This is a genomic window from Intrasporangium sp. Soil_C_50 (assembly GCF_057656595.1).
In genome coordinates, this window is the sequence record NZ_JBDGKB010000037.1 from 1 (window position 1) to 294 (window position 294).

Annotated in this window: 1 protein-coding gene; it reads left to right on the forward strand. The window is 74.5% G+C overall.

Translation table 11 applies throughout. From position 1 onward, the window contains the following. On the forward strand, positions 1-294 hold a 294-nt coding region (locus AC3A5R_RS23115; protein ID WP_487623121.1), incomplete at both ends, for a fibronectin type III domain-containing protein.

A 294-nucleotide genomic window follows, 5' to 3' on the forward strand; every position in this document is an offset into this window, starting at 1 on the left:
CGCCGGCACCACCGCCGGCACCCCGACCACCGTCACCGGCACACCACCGGCCACGACCACCACGGTCACCGGCCTGATCAACGGCACCGCCTACACCTTCAAGGTCTCGGCCACCAACGCCATCGGCACCGGGCCCGACTCCACCGCCTCGGCCGCGATCACCCCGACCGGGCCCACCGCACCGGCGGCACCCACCGGCGTCACCGCCACCGCCGGGGACAAGCAGGCCACCGTGTCCTGGACCGCCCCGGCCAACGGCGGCAGCGCCATCACCAGCTACACCGTGACCCCGTA